The sequence below is a fragment of the Mesorhizobium hunchu genome, assembly GCF_040081975.1.
Lineage (GTDB): Bacteria > Pseudomonadota > Alphaproteobacteria > Rhizobiales > Rhizobiaceae > Mesorhizobium > Mesorhizobium hunchu.
Map to the genome: position 1 here is coordinate 22784 of NZ_JBEBMG010000006.1, position 16893 is coordinate 39676.

At 65.0% G+C, this 16893-nt stretch carries 20 protein-coding genes and 1 tRNA gene; 11 read left to right on the forward strand and 10 right to left on the reverse strand.

Going from position 1 to position 16893, the window contains the following annotated elements:
• Positions 1-28: 28 nt before the first annotated feature.
• Both ABMA46_RS12195 and wrbA read left to right on the forward strand, forming a co-directional pair.
• The gene (locus ABMA46_RS12195) at positions 29-1045 is read left to right on the forward strand and encodes an alpha/beta fold hydrolase (RefSeq protein ID WP_348999680.1); all 1017 of its coding nucleotides are present in this window, start codon (positions 29-31) and stop codon (positions 1043-1045) included.
• 103 nt (positions 1046-1148) lie between these two features.
• A complete protein-coding gene (wrbA, locus tag ABMA46_RS12200) occupies positions 1149-1748 on the forward strand; it encodes an NAD(P)H:quinone oxidoreductase type IV (RefSeq protein WP_348999682.1) in 600 nt (199 codons plus the stop codon).
• Positions 1749-1843: 95 nt separating this feature from the next.
• Here the strand turns inward: wrbA and ABMA46_RS12205 are convergent, their stop codons facing one another.
• The 4 genes from ABMA46_RS12205 to ABMA46_RS12220 form a co-directional block, all read right to left on the reverse strand.
• Positions 1844-2095: a DUF2188 domain-containing protein gene (locus tag ABMA46_RS12205; RefSeq protein WP_348999684.1), complete on the reverse strand. Its 252-nt coding sequence runs from the start codon at positions 2093-2095 to the stop codon at positions 1844-1846.
• 27 nt (positions 2096-2122) lie between these two features.
• Complete coding sequence (locus ABMA46_RS12210; protein WP_348999686.1) at positions 2123-2383, reverse strand: DUF982 domain-containing protein; 261 nt, start codon at positions 2381-2383, stop codon at positions 2123-2125.
• Between the two features lie 74 nt (positions 2384-2457).
• A complete protein-coding gene (locus tag ABMA46_RS12215) occupies positions 2458-3561 on the reverse strand; it encodes an NADH:flavin oxidoreductase/NADH oxidase (protein ID WP_348999687.1) in 1104 nt (367 codons plus the stop codon).
• 115 nt (positions 3562-3676) lie between these two features.
• Positions 3677-3761 (reverse strand) — tRNA-Leu (locus ABMA46_RS12220).
• 552 nt (positions 3762-4313) lie between these two features.
• On the opposite strand from ABMA46_RS12220, the gene ade reads away from it, so the two are divergent.
• A complete protein-coding gene (gene ade, locus ABMA46_RS12225) occupies positions 4314-6122 on the forward strand; it encodes an adenine deaminase (protein WP_348999689.1) in 1809 nt (602 codons plus the stop codon).
• A 148-nt stretch (positions 6123-6270) separates the two neighbouring features.
• On the opposite strand, the gene ABMA46_RS12230 is transcribed toward ade, so the two are convergent.
• Positions 6271-7437 (reverse strand): alpha/beta hydrolase, encoded by a 1167-nt coding sequence (locus ABMA46_RS12230; protein WP_348999691.1) that lies wholly within the window; start codon positions 7435-7437, stop codon positions 6271-6273.
• Positions 7438-7530: 93 nt separating this feature from the next.
• On the reverse strand, positions 7531-8598 hold the full coding sequence (locus tag ABMA46_RS12235) for an alpha/beta hydrolase (protein ID WP_349000125.1): 1068 nt from the start codon (positions 8596-8598) through the stop codon (positions 7531-7533).
• 244 nt (positions 8599-8842) lie between these two features.
• On the opposite strand from ABMA46_RS12235, the gene ilvA reads away from it, so the two are divergent.
• Together ilvA and ABMA46_RS12245 are read left to right on the forward strand one after the other, a co-directional pair.
• Positions 8843-10099, forward strand: coding sequence for a threonine ammonia-lyase IlvA (gene ilvA / locus ABMA46_RS12240; RefSeq protein ID WP_348999692.1), 1257 nt, complete (start codon positions 8843-8845; stop codon positions 10097-10099).
• The gene (locus ABMA46_RS12245; protein ID WP_348999694.1) at positions 10096-10653 is read left to right on the forward strand and encodes a DUF1697 domain-containing protein; all 558 of its coding nucleotides are present in this window, start codon (positions 10096-10098) and stop codon (positions 10651-10653) included. The genes ilvA and ABMA46_RS12245 overlap by 4 nt, the downstream gene beginning before the upstream one ends.
• Before the next feature lie 9 nt (positions 10654-10662).
• Here the strand turns inward: ABMA46_RS12245 and ABMA46_RS12250 are convergent, their stop codons facing one another.
• Positions 10663-10956 (reverse strand): DUF2218 domain-containing protein, encoded by a 294-nt coding sequence (locus ABMA46_RS12250; protein WP_348999696.1) that lies wholly within the window; start codon positions 10954-10956, stop codon positions 10663-10665.
• Between the two features lie 55 nt (positions 10957-11011).
• A complete protein-coding gene (gene gloA / locus ABMA46_RS12255; protein WP_348999698.1) occupies positions 11012-11452 on the reverse strand; it encodes a lactoylglutathione lyase in 441 nt (146 codons plus the stop codon).
• Between the two features lie 237 nt (positions 11453-11689).
• On the opposite strand from gloA, the gene ABMA46_RS12260 reads away from it, so the two are divergent.
• From ABMA46_RS12260 to ABMA46_RS12275, 4 genes are read left to right on the forward strand one after another with little or no spacing between them, the layout of a single operon-like run.
• Complete coding sequence (locus tag ABMA46_RS12260; protein ID WP_349000127.1) at positions 11690-12256, forward strand: cold-shock protein; 567 nt, start codon at positions 11690-11692, stop codon at positions 12254-12256.
• 50 nt (positions 12257-12306) lie between these two features.
• The gene (locus tag ABMA46_RS12265) at positions 12307-12882 is read left to right on the forward strand and encodes a DUF192 domain-containing protein (protein ID WP_425475734.1); all 576 of its coding nucleotides are present in this window, start codon (positions 12307-12309) and stop codon (positions 12880-12882) included.
• 21 nt (positions 12883-12903) lie between these two features.
• Positions 12904-13671 (forward strand): alpha/beta fold hydrolase, encoded by a 768-nt coding sequence (locus ABMA46_RS12270; protein WP_348999700.1) that lies wholly within the window; start codon positions 12904-12906, stop codon positions 13669-13671.
• Between the two features lie 5 nt (positions 13672-13676).
• A complete protein-coding gene (locus ABMA46_RS12275) occupies positions 13677-14177 on the forward strand; it encodes a GNAT family N-acetyltransferase (RefSeq protein ID WP_348999702.1) in 501 nt (166 codons plus the stop codon).
• A gap of 7 nt (positions 14178-14184) precedes the next feature.
• On the opposite strand, the gene ABMA46_RS12280 is transcribed toward ABMA46_RS12275, so the two are convergent.
• Positions 14185-14781: an HD domain-containing protein gene (locus ABMA46_RS12280; RefSeq protein ID WP_348999703.1), complete on the reverse strand. Its 597-nt coding sequence runs from the start codon at positions 14779-14781 to the stop codon at positions 14185-14187.
• Entirely contained in the window at positions 14778-15557 is a 780-nt protein-coding gene (locus tag ABMA46_RS12285) for an enoyl-CoA hydratase-related protein (RefSeq protein WP_348999704.1), read from the reverse strand. Before ABMA46_RS12285 ends, ABMA46_RS12280 begins: the two co-directional genes overlap by 4 nt.
• Positions 15558-15680: 123 nt before the next feature.
• Here ABMA46_RS12285 and cysE point away from each other — a divergent pair, with 123 nt between their 5' ends.
• Positions 15681-16529 (forward strand): serine O-acetyltransferase, encoded by an 849-nt coding sequence (gene cysE / locus ABMA46_RS12290; RefSeq protein WP_348999706.1) that lies wholly within the window; start codon positions 15681-15683, stop codon positions 16527-16529.
• Positions 16530-16689: 160 nt separating this feature from the next.
• On the forward strand, positions 16690-16893 hold the full coding sequence (locus ABMA46_RS12295; protein WP_348999708.1) for a DUF3126 family protein: 204 nt from the start codon (positions 16690-16692) through the stop codon (positions 16891-16893).

The window sequence follows — 16893 nt, forward strand, 5'->3', positions numbered from 1 at the left end:
AGCTGCGGCGAATGTTTGGGAGCACGCTTTGGTTTCGATCATTGCCTGGGTGGTGGCTGCGCTTCTGGTTGGCGCGATCGTGATCGTCGCCCGCCTTGTGCTGGCCACGCGCAGGCTCGCCGCCGAGGCGGAAAGAAAGTGCCCGCCGACGGGCCGTTTCGTCGAGGTGGACGGCAACAAAATCCGATATGTCGATCAAGGCGAGGGCAGGCCGATCGTCTTCGTGCATGGGCTCGGCGCGCAGCTTCATCATTTCACCGGCCCGATCTTCGATCGCTTCGGCCCCGGCTATCGGCTGATCGCGTTGGACCGGCCGGGGTCCGGCTATTCCACCCGAGCGCGCGGCGCAACCGGCGCCCTGTCGGAACAGGCTGCTGTCATTCGCCGCTTCATCGAGGAACTTGGCCTGGAGAAACCGCTGATCGTCGGTCACTCGCTCGGCGGCGCGATCGCGCTCGCATTGGCCGTCGAACACCCGGACGCGATCTCGGGCATCGCGCTGCTGTCGCCGCTCACTCATCTGGAGACGGAACTGCGGCCTGAATTCAGGCCTCTCTACATTCCTTTCAGGCTGGCGAGATGGGTCGTCGCCAACACGATCGCAGTGCCGCGCTCCTACCAATATGCCGAGGCGACGCTCGCCTATCTGTTCAACCCGCAAAAGCCGCCGGCGGATTATCCGACCGAAGGCGGCGGCTGGCTGGGGTTGCGGCCCTCTCACTTTTACGCGAGCGCCACCGACTTCACCGCCATTCCGCTCGACCTTGGGCGCATCGAGGCACGCTATGGCGAGATCGACATGCCGGCCGCCCTGATGTTCGGCACGGCCGATCCTATCGTTGGCTTCGCCGAGCATGGCGCGCCGATGGCTGGACGGATCGAAAACCTTGATTTCGAGGTGGTCGAGGGCATGGGCCACATGCCGCACTTCGTCGAGCCGCAGCGTGTCGTCGCCTTCATCCGGCGTGTCGCAAAGCGCGCCTTCGCCGGAGAGCGGGTTGCGCAGGCGGCAGGCAGACGCCCGTCGCACGATGTCGAATCGTGAACAATCCGTGCTCACATCATCGTCTTCCATTGAACGATCTGCCGGTTACATAGAGCGGGCGACGCAAGACGGCGTCGATGGATTTGCAGCAAGGATGACGGCAATGGCGAAAGTGCTTGTTCTCTATTATTCGAGCTTCGGTCACATGGAGCAGATGGCCAAGGCGGCCGCGGAAGGCGCGCGCGAGGCTGGCGCCGACGTGGTCATCAAGCGGGTTCCGGAACTCGTGCCGGAAGCGGTCGCCAAGGCGTCGCATTACAAGCTCGATCAGGAAGCCGAGATCGCCACGCCGGCGGAACTGGAGAACTACGACGCCATCATCATCGGCGCGGCCACCCGTTATGGCGCGATTGCATCGCAGATGAAGAATTTCCTCGACCAGACTGGCCCGCTGTGGGCGAAGGGCGCCCTGCTGAACAAGGTGGGCTCGGTCATGGTCTCGACCGCGACCCAGCACGGCGGCGCCGAACTGGCGCTGATCTCGACGCAGGCATCGCTGCAGCACCACGGCATGATCATCGTTCCGCTGTCCTATGCCTATCAGGGCCAGATGGGCAACGACGTGGTGCGCGGTGGCGCGCCCTACGGCATGACCACGACGTCGGACGGCGACGGCTCGCGCCAGCCTTCGGCGCAGGAACTGGAAGGCGCGAAGTTCCAGGGCAAGCGCGTGGCCGAGATCGCCGCGAAGCTGCACGGCTGACCGCAAGCGCCTCGGACGCAGGCGCTATAAACGATCGAAGGGGAGCGGCACGGCCGCTCCCCTTCGCGATTCCCGCTTCAGGTCGCCGGCGCGACTCAATCCTTGGCGTCGTCGGAAATCTCCGTCTGCGGCCGGTCACGGCCGTCGGCGAGTTCCTGGTGCCACTTGCCCTGTGCATCCTCGTACTGGATGCCGTCGGTCGCCCCTGCGACCTGCTGTTCGGACGAAGCGATCTGCGCGGCGCGCAACGCTTCTGCGTGTGTCGAAAACGTTTCGGAAAAGGTCCCTCCGACCTTGTAGGCCCAGCCTCCGTCATGCTCGACGATATTGTAGGTCAGCGTCGCCATCGATATCTCCAGTGCGGTTCGAACTGTTCAGTGAAGCCTGTCGTCGCTGACAAGCACGTCGGATTCGCGCGCCGCCTCGACGAGGGCGTGGCGCGCGTCGACCGTCGAGCCGCTACCTTCCAGCACTTCGAGGCAGGTTTCAACCGCGAGGTGGTGTCGCGGCCCGCGATTGAGCGGCCACACCGTCATCAGACATTCGGCAGCCTCCTGCGCGCTGGCGATCGAACGGAATTTGCCGACATGGCCGAGCTCGACCACGACCGGCGCCTCGAAAACTTTGGTATCCATCATGGCCGCCAAACGCGAGACGGCCGGAATGGTTGCAGCGCTCTCCATGCCGTGAGTGCCAAAGCAGGCAGAGTCTACCCGGCGGCTTTTTCCCAGTGCTCCATCGTGGTGACGGAGCGCGCCAACTGCGGCGCGGCATGAATCGGTGCGCCGAGCGCCGCCGCCGCGCGCCAGCCCCAGCGCGGATCGGCCAGGAAGGCACGGGCCAGCGCCACCATGTCGGCGCGGCCTTCGGCGAGCACGGCTTCGGCCTGCTGCGGCTCGGTGATCAGCCCGACCGCGCGGGTAGGGATGTCCGCGCCCTTACGGATCGCTTCGGCCAGATCGACCTGGTAGCCGGGACCGGACGGCAGCTTCTGGTGGGGCGAATTGCCGCCCGAAGAGGCGCAGATATAGGCGACGCCTTCCTTTTTCAGCGCCTTCGCGACCTCGACCGCCTCGTCGACGTCGAAGCCGCCATCCACCCATTCCTTGACCGAGAGCCGGGCGCCCAGCATCAGGCCGGGCACGGCTTTCTTCACGGCGCGGGCGATCTCGACGGCGAAACGCATGCGGTTTTCCAGGCTGCCGCCCCAGCGGTCGGTGCGTCGGTTGGACAGCGGCGACAGGAACTGGAAGATCAGGTAGCCGTGCGCGGCGTGCAGTTCGATGAAATCGAAGCCGGCGCGCTCCGCCCGCCGCGCCGCCTCTGCGAAACGGTCGATCAGGCGGTGGATTTCGTCCTCCTCCAGCGCGCGCGGCGTGTGCCATCCCTCGTCATAGGGAATGGCGGAGGCCGACACCGTCTGCCACGGATCCTGGTCCGCCTTGAGCGGTCCGCCGCCTTCCCAGGGGCGCTGGCACGACGCCTTGCGGCCGGCATGGGCAAGCTGGGTGCCGAATTTCGTGCCGGCTGGCGCAACGCGCCGCGCCGCGTCTAGCGCGCGCTTGGCCGCGGCTTCGTTATGATCGGAATAGAGGCCGAGGCAGCCGTGGCTGATGCGGCCGTGCCGCTCCACGTCGGTCATCTCGACCGTCACGATGCCGGCGCCCGACATCGCGTAGCTCATCCATTGCTGCAGATGCCAGTCGGTTGCCGAACCGTCGTCGGCCGAATACTGGCACATCGGCGCGACCGCGAGGCGGTTCGGAAACGTCAGGCCGTCGAGGGTGATGGGCTGGAAAAGCGCGGCTGTCATGGAAGGCTCCGGATGGGATCGGTCGCGGTTATGTAGCGACGGATTTCCCGCTATGCCAGTACGGCCAGCGCGCCTTTTCGGCAGGCCAGCGGATCGTGATGACGAAAGGGTGCGATGGTGCGGACGGCGGGGATCGAACCCGCACGGGCAAGCCCGAGGGATTTTAAGTCCCTTGTGTCTACCAATTCCACCACGTCCGCGTTGTCAGCCTTTTCAGCCGTCGCGTCTCACGCGTCAAGACGCAAGGGTCGGCGGGCGGGAATCGCTCCCCCGATCATACGCGCTCGCCGGACAGTGTGGCTCGCCTGGGCTTGCTGTTGTTCGCAGGCGGGAGCGCGAAACTGCGGGCGGGGCATCCCCCTCTGAACCCGATGTCCTGCGCCGGCAAATGCTCCGCGCCCCCGCAGCCTGCATAGCGCTTGAGGCGAGGGAGCGCGACGTAAACAGGTGCTTAACCTTATGCGTTAAGGTTGACGTCACAGACCCGGCGGCGACTGGTCGGCCCATTTGGGTATGTGTGACGGCGGCTTCAGCGTGAAGCGCTTGTCCGCCGCGCAGCCGGTGACGGCGAGACCGAGAAGCAGGGCCAAGGCTAATCGAAGCATTTCGGTAGAGCATCACGCCGGTCCGCGTTTTGCAAGCCGGCGATATGGCCTGCCACAAGGATTGCGGTCGACGTCGGGCAGCGGTATCGCGCCAACTGGTCAAAGGGCTGCTTCCTTGGCACAGTCCGCGAAACTGGAGTCTGTACGATGCCGCAACGTCCCGCACCCAAACCGAGGCCGTGGTCCGAGATGGCGACGGAACTGGTGGATGTCGCGACCGGCCGCAGGCCGGCCGATCTCGTGGTGCGCAACGGCCGCTGGGTCAATGTCCATTCGGGCGAGATCGTCGAAGGCACCGACATCGCCGTCGTCGGCGGGCGTTTCGCCTATTGCGGTCCGGACGCTTCGCATGCCGTCGGCGAGGGGACCGAGGTGATCGATGCCGGCGGGCGCTATCTCGTGCCCGGCCTGTGCGACGCGCATATGCATGTCGAGAGCGGCATGGTGACGGTGACAGAGTTCTGCCGCGCCGTCATTCCGCACGGCACGACCTCCATGTTCATCGATCCGCACGAGATCGCCAATGTGCTGGGGCTTCCGGGCGTTCGCCTGATGCATGACGAAGCGCTCGCCATGCCCGTCAACGTGCATGTGCAGATGCCGTCCTGCGTGCCCTCCGCGCCGGGACTGGAGAACGCGGGCGCGCAGCTCACCGTCGCCGACGTCGAAGAGGCGATGACGTGGGAGAACATCGTCGGCCTGGGGGAGGTGATGAATTTCCCCGGCGTCGCCGCCAACGATCCGGTGATGGCGGGCGAGATCGCAGCGACCATGCGCGCCGGCCGGACCGTCGGTGGCCACTACGCCTCGCCCGATCTCGGCCTGCCGTTCCACGGCTACGTCGCCGGCGGGCCGGAGGACGACCACGAGGGAACCCGCGCCGGGGACGCCATCGCGCGCGTGCGCCAGGGCATGAAGGCGATGCTGCGGCTGGGCTCGGCCTGGTACGATGTCGCCGAGCAGGTCAAGGCCGTCACCGAAAGCGGCGTCGATCCGCGCAACTTCATCCTGTGCACCGACGACAGTCATTCGGGCACGCTCGTCAACGAAGGGCATATGGACCGTGTGGTGCGTCATGCGATCGCTCAAGGGCTGAAGCCGGTGACCGCGATCCAGATGGCGACGCTCAACACCGCCCAGCATTTCAGGCTGGAACGCGAGATCGGCTCGATCGCGCCGGGCAGGCAGGCGGATTTCCTGATCGTCTCCGACCTGCCGGGAATGACGATCGACGCCGTCTACGCGCGCGGCCGGCTGTTGGCCGAGAAGGGGCGGCTGGCTATCGACATTCCGGCCTATCCGTACCCGCCGGAAGCGAAGAATACGGTGAATCTCGGCAAGAGGCTTTCGGCGCAGGATTTTGATATCGAAGCGCCTTCCGGCGCCAACGAGGTCCGCGTGCGCGTCATCGGCGTGATCGAGAACCAGGCGCCGACCAGGGCATTGGAGGCCGATCTTCCGGTCGAGGACGGGCTGGTGGCGATGGATCGCGCCAACGATGTCTGTCAGATCGCGCTGGTCGAGCGGCATCGCGGCACCGGCGGCGTCACCAATGCCTTCGTCTCCGGCTTCGGCTATCAAGAGGACTGCGCCATCGCCTCGTCGGTCGCACATGACAGCCATCACATCATCGTCGTCGGCACGAACAAGCAGGATATGGCGCTGGCCGCCAATCGCCTCGCCGAGACCGGCGGCGGCGTGGTGCTGTTCTCGAAGGGCCGGGAACTGGCCTTGGTCGAGATGCCGGTCGCCGGCCTGATGTCGGACGAGCGCGCCGAGGTCGTCGCCGAAAAGGCCGGCCGGCTGGTCGAGGCCATGCGCCGGATGGGCTGCACGCTCAACAACGCCTACATGCAGCATTCGCTGCTGGCGCTGGTGGTGATTCCCGAGCTCCGGATTTCGGATGTCGGCCTGGTGGACGTGCGAACGTTCGAGCGGGTGGAAGTCTTCGTGTAGAGGGCCGCTTCATCCCGGCCAAGGGAGCGAAGCGACCGCGAGCCGGGATCCACTCCGTGATCCTGGTGATATTCCGGTACGGATCCCGGATATCCTTTCTCGCTTTGCTCGAAAGCGAATTCCGGGATGACGAACTGAAGACGACTTTTCACTCCCCGCCCGTCACGACCCTCAGCACCTTGAACGGCGTTGTGATGACGATCTCGGCCGCCGACCCCACTGTCTGGCCGATGCCTTTTCCGAGCGTGTCGATCGGCTCGGCGTCGATCGGCGCGGAGGCGAGGCCAGCCGGCACCGCCAGCCGTTCGCCGATCAGTTGCACCAGGAAGGGATTGTCCGCGAACTTGGCGTGGTTCAGCCTGTCGCTGCCCTTCGCGGCGGTCAGGTCCGCGACGACGACGCCGTATTTGGCGAGGTCGGCTGCATCGCCGTAGTCGCCGACGCGCGGCTTCGAGCCCGAGATGATCGAGGACAGTTGCAGCGCCCGGTCGTCGCCGGATAGGAGAACCGTGAACGGCCTGTCGGGCTTGCCGTAGCGGATCATCTGCTTCTTGAACACGTCCACGTCGATGTCCGGCGAGGCGAGGATGACGTAGCCGAGTTTGCCGTTGAGGTCGCGGTTGTTCTCGATGGCGAGTTGGCGCAGGGCCTCCATTGTCACCCATGTGCCCATCGAATGGGCGATGATGTCGATGCTCCTGGCTTTCGTGTGCGCCAGCATCTTGAGCGTCGCTTCCAGATCGTCGCGGGCGGCGTTGGCGCTTTCCTTGTCGTAGACATAGCCCGTTATCTTGCCGGCCGAGGCCCAGGAGAACAGCACCGGCGTACCCGGATATTTGGTGTCGTGGGCGATCTGCGTCACCCGGTAGACGCCGTCGTCGAAGCCGTTGTTGAAACCGTGCACGAAGACGAGCACCCTGTCGCCGCGCTTGGAGATGTTGGCGCTGATCGCTTTCTCGAAGACGCCGGCGTCGCGATAGAAGGTGACGCGCCTTGCCGAAAAATCCTTGGCCGGATCGCTCGGCGCGCGGCCCTTGGCGCGCTCGATGTTGCCGACCTTGTGAATGGCCGGAACCGTCATGTCCACGCGCGCGAAGGCGGTATCGAGCGAGCGGTCGCCGTCGAATACCTGACGCGGGTCCTTGTCCGCCCGTTGCCGCGTGGTGGCGACGAATATCTCGTGCGTTGCGGCGATCGCGGATGCCGGCGCATCGATGGCGACCTTGTTCAAGAGGTCGTGGCTTGGCGAGGTGCCGCAACTCGCGACCATGAGCGCGACGGCGACGAAAGCCAGAATGCGGGAGATGGACGCCATTGTTGACACCGGCCTCGGACTACGCCCCTCCCGCTTAAAGCGGCAAGGGCGCGGGGTCCAGCATTTCCATTCGACCGATTGCCGCGCAGCCGCCTACAGCAGCCCGGCCTTGATCTGCTGGTTGATCATGTTGATGCGGTCGGTCACGTCGCGGTCGGAGGCGTAGCCGTCGTCTTCGCGCAGCCGCTTTCCGAGCAGTTTGACGAGTTCGGGATTGTCGGCGAATTTGGTGTGGTTGAAGCTGTCCGACGCCTTGGCGCTGGAGAGATCGACCACGGTGACGCCATAGGTGGACAGGTCCTTGGCGGCATTCTGGTAGTCACCGACGCGCGGCTGCGAGCCGGCGAGCAGCCCTGAAATCCGCAGCGCCCTGTCGTCGTCGGAAAGCAGCACGATGAACGGCTTGTCCGGCTTGCCGTAGCGGCTCATCTGGCTCTTGAACACGTCCACGTCGATATCGGGCGAAGCGAGCACCACATCGCCGAGCTTGCCGTTGAGGTCGCGGTTGCCTTCGATGGCGAGCTGGCGCAGCGCTTCCATCGTCACCCACGTTCCCATCGAATGCGCCACGATATCGATGCGCCGCGCGCCCGACTGTGCCAGCAGCTTGAGCGTCGCTTCGAGCTGGTCGCGCGCCGCGGCGGCGCTTTCCTTGTCGTAGACGTAGCTGGTGGTGCTGGCGCCCGACGCCCAGGAGAACAGCACCGGCGTGCCCGGATAACCGGAATCGTGCACGATCTGCGTCAGCCGGTAGACGGCGTCGTCGAAGCCGGTGTTGTAGCCGTGCACGAACACCAGCGCGCGGCCACCGCGCGCGGCGAGATCCTTGTTGATGGTCGCCTGGAATTTCTGCGCGCTGTCGAGCCCGACCACCTCCGACGCCATGAAATATTTGGAAGGGTCGTCTGAGGCGCCGCGGCTCTTGCGTTCGATCTGTCCCGTCTGGTGGGCTTTGGGAACGGTGACGTTGACGCGCGCGTAGCTCAGCGTCGCCGAGCGCTCGCCGTCGAACACCTTGTTCAGGCTGCCGGCGCGCTTGCGCGTGGTGGCGACGAAAATGGCGTGGTTGCCAGAAATCTGATCGATCGAGGCCGTGACCACGGCGCTGCCGAGCAGTTCCTCGGTCTGGCGGCCGCCGCAGCCGGCCAGCACCAGTGCCATCACCAGAACAAGGAAAGTCTTTGCACGCACGCGGGAAGCTCAACCGAACAGGCCCTCGGACACCGATCCGAAGGCGGGCCTTTGCCATTTGTCATCGAAAACTCTCCCGACAGGGCAAGTGCGGCCAAAGTAAGTCCGGGCCGGGAGAATGCGGAGGGCGGCGCGCCGCTTGTGCCATGACTGTTGCGCGAAAGTCGAAATGGCGTCAGGAACGGGCGGACTTCGCAGCAGGGGACACGCCGCCATGACCACATTCGCCGACCGGGTCGCCGGTGCCGCAGCGGCGGTGCGCGAGCTTTTCCCCGAAACGCCGCTTCAGGAAAACCCCTATCTGTCGCGCAAGTTCGGCGCACGCGTTCTCCTGAAACGCGAGGACCTGACGCCGGTCCGTTCCTACAAGATCCGCGGCGCCTTCAATTTCTTCCGCAAGGCGCTCGCTACAGGCAAGCCGGCGGAACTTTTCGTCTGCGCCTCCGCCGGCAATCATGCGCAGGGCTTCGCCTATGTGTGCCGGCATTTCGGCAGGAAAGGCGTCGTCTTCATGCCGGTGACGACGCCGCAGCAGAAAATCGACAAGACGCGCCTGTTCGGCGGCGAGTTCGTCGAGATCAGGCTGGTGGGGGACTTCTTCGACGAATGCTATCGCGCCGCGATCGACTTCGCTGCCGAAAGTGGCGGAGAGATGGTGCCGCCCTTCGATCACAAGGACATCATCGAAGGCCAGGCGACGGTCGCCCTGGAAATCGCCGGGCAGATGCCGGACGGAAGCCAACCCGACATCGTCATGCTGCCGGTGGGCGGCGGCGGATTGGCGGCCGGCGTGACCCGCTATCTGTCCGCCGGCGACGCCGGAACGCGCTTCTTCTTCTGCGAACCGGGCGGCGCGCCGAGCCTGAAGGAGAGCCTTGCTGCCGGCCGGCGCGTGAAACTTGCCGGGGTGGACAATTTCGTCGATGGCGCGGCGGTGGCCGAGATCGGCCGCGAACCGTTCCGCTACCTCAAGGATTTTCCCGCCGAATCGGTGCGGCTGGTCCCGGAAAACCGGCTCTGCGCCACCATGATCGAGATGCTGAACGTCGAGGGCGTGGTGCTGGAGCCCGCCGGCGCGCTGGCGATCGACGCGCTCAAGGATTTCCCGAAGAAGGAGATCAGGGGCAGGACCGTGGTCTGCGTCGTTTCGGGCGGCAATTTCGATTTCGAGCGCCTGCCGGACGTGAAGGAGAGAGCGCTGCGCTTCGAGGGGCTGAAGAAATATTTCATCATCCGCTTTCCCCAGCGGCCCGGCGCGCTGCGCGATTTCCTCGAGATGCTGGGGCCGGACGACGACATTGCCCGCTTCGAGTATCTCAAGAAGTCGGCGCGCAATTTCGGATCGGTTCTGATCGGCATCGAGACGAAGGAACGGCGCAATTTCGACCGGCTAACCGCCGGTTTCGAAGCGCACGGCGTCCAGTATCAGGACATCACCGATAACGAGACGCTGGCGAACTTTATCGTATGACGTCCGCGCCGAAAACCTTCTTCGCACTGTTCTCCGGCATCAATGTCGGCGGCAACCGCATCGTCAAGATGGTGGAGCTGAGGGCCTTCTTCGAAGGTTTCGGCTTTACGGGTGTCGGAAGCTACGTGCAGAGCGGAAACGTCGTCTTCCGCTCCGCCAAGGGCGAAACCGATACGCTGGCGAAGACCATCGAAGATGCCTTCGAGGCCAGATGGGGTTTTCACTCACGCATCATGGTACGTGACGCGGCCTGGCTGCGCGGCATGGTCGATGCCAACCCCTATGCGGACCTGGCGGAAGAGCCGAAGAAGCTTCACCTGTTCGTGCTCGAGCGCGAGCCGACCGACGAAGAGACAAAACGGCTCTCCGACAAATGCAAGGGACCGGAGGAGTTCACGGTGCGCGGCGACGCCTTCTATCTGAAGGCGCCGGACGGCATTGGCAGATCCGAATTCGCCGGCCTCATCCCGCGGACGCTGAAAGTGCCGTGCACCTCGCGCAACTGGCGCACGGTACTCGCGCTGCTGGAGATGATGGAAAGCGCCAAAGGGTGATGCGCCGCTTCAGGCGGCCGGATCGCGCTTCCAGGCGAAATCAAGCGCCTCGCGAAAGGCGAAGCGCTTGATGTGGTCGGCGACGACCGTCTCCAGACGCTCCAGCGAGCCGGCGTCCTGGGTCGTCACCGCAATATGCAGGACGGAAGCGTCGGCGTCCATCACCGCGCGGCCGGCCGGCAGGTCGATCTCGCCGTGGTCCGGATCGAACGCGACGGGAAACCTGTGTGCCCAGTGCTTGCATAACTGCTGCAGGTAGCGGCTGGCATGTTCGGTGGCGACGTCTGCGTGGCTGGCGGGCATGGAATTCTCCGACTGGGCGTTCACTTCGGCCGGAGGTAGGTCGGCGGCGGGCGTTTTACCAGTTTCCGGTATTCGCCATCGAGGCCCAAGGCTCGGCCTTTTCCTTCGCGGGGCCTTTCTGCAGCAGTTCGATCGAGATGCCGTCGGGCGACTTGATGAAGGCCATGTTGCCGTCGCGCGGCGGCCGGTTGATGGTGACGCCGTTGTCCATCAGGCGCTGGCAGGTGGCGTAGATGTCGTCCACCTCATAGGCGAGATGGCCAAAATTGCGCCCGCCCTTGTACTCCTCGGGGTCCCAGTTGTAGGTCAGTTCGACCAGCGGCGCCTTCTCCGTCACGCCGCTGTGCTCGTCCTCGGGCGCGGCCAGGAAGATCAGCGTGAAGCGGCCCTGCTCGTTCTCGAAGCGCCGCACCTCCTTCAACCCGAGCTTGTTGCAATAGAAGTCGAGCGACTGGTCGATATCGGTGACGCGGACCATGGTGTGCAGATAACGCATGTTTTCTCTCCTGGCTGGTGCGGCGAACATAGGTTTACCGTCCGGCGGCAGCAACCGTGGGCTAGGGGTTATTGGCCGCCCGGCCCGACAATTTCGCCGATCGTCCAATGAGCCGTGAAAAAACCCGCGGCAGGTCTTGCACACCCCGGAATCGGAAGTGTTAATCTAACGTCAAGAATCAGTTTGCGGCGTGTTGACGAGAAAGAGGGCGCTCTGATGGGGGATAAGGCCTCTTCGATGGGGCAGGACGCGATCGGAACCGTCGGGCGTGACGAGGGTGACGCCACCGATCTGGTCGAGGTTGCCGGCGCTATCAAATGGTTCGACGTGGCCAAGGGCTATGGGTTCATCCTGCCCGATGACGGCCGTCATGGCGACATTCTTCTCCATGTGACGTGCCTGCGCCGCGACGGCTTCCAGACGGCGCTCGAAGGCGCGCGCGTGATGTGCCTCGCCAGGCAGGGCGACCGCGGCCTTCAGGCGTTCCGCGTCCTCTCCATGGATACCTCCACCGCCGTTCATCCTGCCGAGATGCAGGAGCAGCGCACGCATGTGGCGGTGACGCCCGAGAGCGGATTGGAGCGAGCGCTCGTCAAGTGGTTCAACCGCACCAAGGGCTTCGGCTTCCTGACCCGGGGCGAGGGCACAGAGGACATTTTTGTCCATATGGAGACCCTGCGCCGTTATGGCGTCACGGAGCTACGCCCCGGCCAGGTGGTGCTGGTGCGCTTCGGGCGCGGCGACAAAGGCCTTATGGCTGCCGAAATTCATCCCGATATGGGAACCTTGCCGGTCTCGCACTAGGAATCTCCCGCAACAGGGAATTTGCGCGACCTCCATGAGGCGAGGTGTCGATGATTTCTGGAAACTGGCAGGTCGTGGGGCGGTGCGTCCTTGTCGCTTTGACAATGGGTGTGATGGGCCATTTCGGCATTCGCACGGCCTCGGCCGATGGCCAGGCCATGATATTGCCCGTCGATCCGACGCCGCTGGTGGCGGTGACGGGAAAGGGCGAAAAGCGCTTTTCTGTCGAGATCGCCGTGAAGCCGGGTGAGCGATCGGCCGGCCTCATGTTCCGCGAGCACATGGCGCAGGACCACGGCATGCTGTTCGTCTTCGACCAGATGCAGCCGGTCGGCTTCTGGATGAAGAACACCATCCTGCCGCTCGATCTGGTCTTCATCGGCGAGGACGGGCGCATCAAGGCAATCGAGCACGGCGAACCGTTTTCCGAGGCTGTGATCTCGCCGGGCGAGCCCGTGCGCTTCGTGCTTGAACTCAATGCCGGTGTTGCGGCAAGGGATGGCATCGCCGACGGCGATCTTGTCAGGCATCCCGCCATCGTCTCGGCGCCCTTGCCGAGCCGTCCTCCCGCGGCTGTCGGTGATCCGCCGGACGAAGGCGTCGGGAACGGCGGCGTGCCGCAATAACGGAAGGACGATTACCTGCCGATGCAGTCTTTCAATCACGACGGTTTCGAACTCGCCTTTCTCGACCGCCAACCCGATTCCGGTGCGGGCGATCCGGTTCTCCTGATCCACGGTTTTGCGTCCAGCCATTTCGTCAACTGGGTCTCGCCCGGCTGGTTCAAGACGCTGAACGACGCCGGCTACCGTGTCATCGCGCTCGACAACCGCGGTCATGGCTCGTCCACGAAAAGCTACGAACCGTCCGACTATTCGCCGGACAAGATGGCGTCCGACGCCTCCGCGCTGCTGGACCATCTGGGAGTCGGCCGTGCCCATGTGATGGGCTATTCGATGGGCGCGCGCGTGTCGGCTTTCATGGCACTTTCCGATCCAGCCAAGGTCGCGACGCTCGTGCTGGGCGGACTCGGCATCGGCCTTGTCAGCGGCGTCGGCGACTGGGATCCGATCGCGGATGCCTTGCTTGCCGCCGATCCCGCCGCCATCGACCACGCACGCGGCCGCACCTTCCGGGCCTTTGCGGACCAGACCCGCAGCGACCGGCGCGCCTTGGCCGCCTGCATCGTCGGCTCGCGGGACGAGCTGAGCGAAGCGGAAGTCGGGCGCATCGGCCAGCCGACGCTGATCGCCGTCGGCACGAAGGACGACATAGCCGGCTCCGCCGAAGACCTTGCGGCGCTTATGCCGAACGCCACCGCCTTCGCCATCGACGGCCGCGACCACATGCTCTCGGTCGGCGACCGGACTTTCAAGAAGCGCGTTCTGGAATTCTATGCGGCCCATCCGCTCTGACGCGCATGGCCGAGCTTCTGGTTACCTACCTGGACATGAAAGCGCCGCCGGCGGGCAAGCCCCTTGCCGTGCCCGTCGCCGGAGCCGTCGTGGCGCGTGAGCATCTGGACGTCGAGGATTATCTCGACCTCTACCGGGCGGTGGGCCGTCCGCTGGATTGGGACGTGCGGCTGCGCATGCACGAAGCCGAGCTTGCCGCGCTGCTCGACCAGACATCGACCTGGCTGCACATCCTGCGCGTGGACGGCCAGGCCGCCGGCCTGTGCGAGTTCAACGAGGTCGGCCAGGCCGTGGTGGAACTGACCTATTTCGGATTGACCGAGGCGTTCTACGGACGCCGGCTCGGGCCTTATCTGCTCGACCGCTCGCTGCGCTCCGTGTGGTCTCAGCATCCTGAACGCGTCTGGCTGCACACCGACACCAACGATCATCCCAAGGCCCAGTCGGTCTATGGGCGCGCGGGCTTCCAACTGCGCGAGCGGCGCATGGAAAGTTTTCCGGACTGATCTTCTGTCAGCGGCTCAGGGCTTCGAGCGACCGCGCCATGTTCTGCCGCGCCTGCCCCTCGTAGCACTCGCGGAATTCGTCCGTGTGGAAGACGTGCCTTCGATCGAGGAAATGGCGCAACACCGCCGCGCGTCCGGTGCGCCAGTCGGCCTCGTCTACCCAGCCGTACTCGCGCCGAACCGCCTGCTCGTAGGCGTCGAACGCGTCCGGCGCCGCTCCCAGGATCGACAGGTCCATGTCGAGGAACAGCGAGGCGTCGCGATTGTCTGCCGCATTCGCCAGCGGCGGAACCTGATGCGCGGCAGTCGCCTCGATCATCGCCGCGATCCGTTCGATGCGGGCGGTGTCGGCGCGACCGGCAAGGCACGCGCGGGCGAGGGCGGCGCTCCGCGCCTCGTTGTCCTTGGCGCGGCTGTCGTAGACGGCGTCATGGAACCAGATCGCCGCCTCGACCGCTCCGACATCGGAGAGCAGGGCGCGATGCTGCGTCGCCAGCGCCAGCAGCGCGTGGACGTGGTCGAGATTATGGTAGTGGCGCGCGCCGTCGCGGTAGGCTGAGGCGAGCCTGTTCTTCAGTGCGTTGTCTAGCAACGGCGCTGTCATCGCCCGGTGAACGCCGGCTTGCGTTTCTCACGAAAGGCGGCGCGGCCCTCCGTGTAGTCCGCGCTGTCGAAGGTCAGCGCGCCCGCCGCCCGCGCAGCCGCGACGTCGCGCCCGTCGCCGCTCAGAACGGCGCGAATGCCTAGCTTCGAGGCACGAACCGAAAGCGGCGCGTTGGTGGCGACCATGTCTGCAAGTTCAGCCACCCGCGTGTCGAGATCGAGCGCCGGCACGACTTCGAGCAGGAAGCCCGCCGCCAGCGCCTTGTGCGCATCGATGCGCGCCGCGCTGAAAGCGAGATAGCGCGCCATCTGCGGCCCGGCCGCGCGCACGATGTCCTGCATGGCGTCCTGCGGATAGGCGAGGCCGAGCCGCGCGGCCGGCACGGCGAAACTGGCGTCATCGCTCGCCAGCCGGAGATCGGCCGCCGCCGCCAGCCCGAAACCGCCGCCCAGGCAAAGCCCGCGGACCGCCGCAATCACCGGCACGCGGGCATCGCGAACGGCTGCGAAGGCGGCGGAATTGGCCGCTTCATAGGCCTGGGCGCCGTCGCCGTCGCGCAGCGTCGCGAATTCCGAAATGTCCGCACCGGCCGAGAAGTCGCTGCCTGCGCCGCGCAATACGATGACTCGGACCGACGCATCGTCGCAAAATACCCGCAAATGCGTGGTGATCCCCAGCCACATGGCATGGCTGATGGCGTTCTTCCTGTGCGGCCGGTTGAACGTCAACGTGGCGACGCCTGCATCGATCGATGCGATCAAGGCTTCGTTTTCCATGGCCGGTTGAATTTCCGTCATGCGGGCCCAATTGAACAGGCACTAAGGAAATTTGAATTCACCGGTGCCATGATCTGGCTTATACCAGCGGCGCAAGAAGGCAAGCGGCGAGCGGAGACGTTCATGAACACGATCAGCATGGCCCGGCCGGGCGTGTTGCAGAAGGCCGACCCGATCTGGCGCTCGATCCGCGATGAGGCGCTTGACGCGGTGAACCGCGATCCGCTGCTGGCCGCCTTCCTCTATTCCACCATCCTCAACCAGGAGAGCCTGGAGGACGCCGTCATCCATCGGCTGGCGGAGCGGCTGGCGCATCAGGACATCGGCTCCGACCTCATCCGCCAGACCTTCAAGGCGATGCTGGCGGACGACCCCGAATGGTCGTCGGCCGTGCGCGTCGATATCCAGGCCTATTACGACCGCGATCCGGCCTGCGACCGCTTCATCATGCCCGTGCTCTATTTCAAGGGCTTCCATGCCATCCAGACCCACCGGCTGGCGCATTGGCTGTGGAACCAGGGCCGGCAGGATTTCGCGCTCTACCTGCAGAGCCGCTCGTCCTCGATCTTCCAGACCGACATCAATCCGGCCGCGCGGATCGGCAAAGGCATCTTCCTCGACCATGCCACGGGCCTCGTGGTCGGGCAGACGGCGGTGATCGAAGACGACGTGTCGATCCTGCACGGCGTCACGCTCGGCGGCACCGGCAAGGCCGGCGGCGACCGCCATCCCAAAATCCGCCGCGGCGTGCTGATCGGGGCAGGGGCCAAGATCCTCGGCAATATCGAGGTCGGCCATTGCTCGAAGATCGCGGCCGGCTCGGTTGTCCTCTCGCCCGTCCCCCACAACAAGACCGTTGCCGGCGTGCCGGCGCGGGTCGTCGGGGAAAGCGGCTGCGACCAGCCTTCGCGCCAGATGGACCAGCTTCTGCCGTCTCAGTCGATGGACCAGGTCATTTCGTTCGATATCTGAACTTCCGGATGATGCGTTCCGGCAGCGCCGGCTGCGTATCGCCTTGTTGTCGGCGCAGTAGCGGCTCTCTGCCTTTACATGGCCGTTATCGCCATGTCAGAAGCGCGCAGGCAATCGCCACGCCTTCCGGACGTGCGAACCATCGATGCGGAGAAGACTGTTGAAGCCAGACGAAATCAGAAAGCTGGACGCCTATTTCAAGCGCGTCTTCCAGAATCCCCGGCTTGAGGTGAAGGCGCGTCCGCGCAAGGAAGATTCCGCCGAACTCTATGTTGGCGACGAATTCCTCGGCCTCGTCTACAAGGACGAGGAAGAAGGCGATTACAACTTCTCCATGGCGATCCTCGACATCGACCTGGATTGA